Annotated in this window: 1 protein-coding gene; it reads left to right on the plus strand. The window is 67.0% G+C overall.

Features of this window, described 5'->3' with window-relative positions; all coding sequences use genetic code 11:
* Positions 1-735: 735 nt before the first annotated feature.
* Complete coding sequence (locus tag ACWDX9_RS09380) at positions 736-1,920, plus strand: cytochrome P450 (RefSeq protein ID WP_449951044.1); 1,185 nt, start codon at positions 736-738, stop codon at positions 1,918-1,920.
* Positions 1,921-2,201 lie beyond the last annotated feature (281 nt).

Genomic DNA, 2,201 nt, shown 5'->3' on the forward strand with positions numbered 1-2,201 from the left:
GTGCCGGCGTGGGCCCCGTGGCAGGTGCCGGCGTGGGCCCCGTGGCAGGTGCCGGCGTGGGCCCCGTGGCAGGTGCCGGCGTGGGACTCAAGCCCTCGCGACAGGGGCGCACGCGCCGGCTTATCGAGCACGCGAGCCCCGCCGTGTCGCACACGCCAGGCCAGCCGTATCGGACATGCGAGCCGACTCAATCTGGGCGCACGGAACGGCTGCATCGCGCATGAAACCCAGCCAGGTCTCGCGCGCAGACGACCAACGACTCGCACGTAGACAGCCGATGGCACGCAGACAGACAGCCGGTAGCACGCGCACAGACGACCAGCGACACCCACACAGGCGGTCGACGACTCGCGCGCAGACGGCGCAGACGGCGCAGACGGCGCAGACGGCCAATGGCACGCACACGACAGCCATGGCGCACGCACAGAAGACAACGACTCGCACGCAGACAGCCGAGGGCACGCGCACAGACGGTCGACGACTTGCGCACAGGCGGCCGACGGCACGCACGCAAACGGCCAATGACACGCGTACTTCCCGCCATCAAGCGAAGCCGCCGTCGTCGGTGACCGCGGGGACCTGGCACAAGCCGCATCGCTCGACGAATGCCCGACCTCGGCGGACCCCTTGTGGAGCCATTTCGCCACTACATTGCCCCTTGACGGTCGTACAGGGACGTAATAGAACACGTTTCAAGTAGTAGTAACCAAGCGCTTGATCAAGAGGGTGAATCTGGTGCACATCGACCTCGTCGACAGGGACATTTACGCGACCACCGGACCACCACACGAGCAGCTCGCCTGGCTCCGCGCGAACTCCCCCGTCCACTGGCACGAGGGCGAGCCCGGATTCTGGGCCGTCACCCGATACGAGGACGTCGTCCATGTATCGCGGCACTCCGACCGGTTCTCCTCGCACAAGAAGCTCGCCCTGTTCGAAGAGCTGACCCAGGAACAGATCGATCTCCAGCGCCACATGATGCTCAACCAGGACCCGCCCGAGCACACGAGACGGCGTTCCCTGGTCAACCGCGGCTTCACTCCGCGTACGATCGGCGCGCTCGAAGAGCACATCCGCAACATCTGCGACGACCTCCTGGACAAGTGCACCGGCGAGATCGACTTCGTCACCGAAGTCGCCGCGCCGCTCCCCCTGTACGTGATCTGCGAATTGCTCGGCGCGCCCGTGGCCGACCGCGACAAGCTCTTCACCTGGTCCAACCGCATGATCGGCAGCCAGGACCCGGACTACTCGGAAACTCCCGAGGTGGGCTCGGCCGCCGCCATGGAGGTCTACGCCTACGCCAACGAACTCGCGACACGCCGTAGGGACACCCCGAAGAACGACATCGTCACCAAGCTCCTTCAGCCCAACGAGCACGGCGAGACGCTTGATCAGAACGAGTTCAACCTGTTCATCCTCCTCCTGGCGGTCGCCGGTAACGAGACGACCCGCAACGCGGCCTCCGGCGGCATGCTTACCCTCTTCGAGCACCCGGACCAGTGGGCCCGCCTGGTCGCCGACCCCACCCTCGCCAAGACCGCAGCCGACGAAATCGTCCGCTGGGTCTCCCCGGTCAACCTCTTCCGCCGCACCTCCACCACCGACCAGGTGCTGGGCGGGCAGGAGATCAAGGCCGACGACAAGGTCGTGGTCTTCTACGCCGCCGCCAACCGCGACCCCGCGGTCTTCTCCGACCCCGAGGTCTTCGACATCACCCGCGACCCGAACCCGCACATCGGCTTCGGCGGCGGCGGAGCTCACTTCTGCCTGGGCAACCACCTGGCCAAACTCGAACTCCGGGTCCTCTTCGAACAACTGGCCCGCCGACGCCCCAAACTCCGCCAAACGGGCTCTGCGCGCCGGCTTCGCTCGAACTTCATCAACGGCATCAAGGAGCTTCCTGTCACGGTCGGCTGACCCCTGGCGGCGACCACCGCAGACAATCGGCTCCATCCATGTCGCCGCTCGCCCCAATGGCCTGGTGGTGGTCAGCACAGCGCAGCCCAGCCCGGCCCGACGTTCCGCCACAAACGCCCCACCAAGGCTCCGGTGTGACGCGTGGCCGACACCGCGGCGCGACGCCCAGCCGACACTGCGGCATAGCGCCCAGCCGACACTGCGGCATAGCGCCCAGCCGACACTGCGGCATAGCGCCCAGCCGACACTGCGGCATAGCGCCCAGCCGACACTGCGGCATA

The sequence above is a fragment of the Nonomuraea sp. NPDC003201 genome (assembly GCF_053590415.1).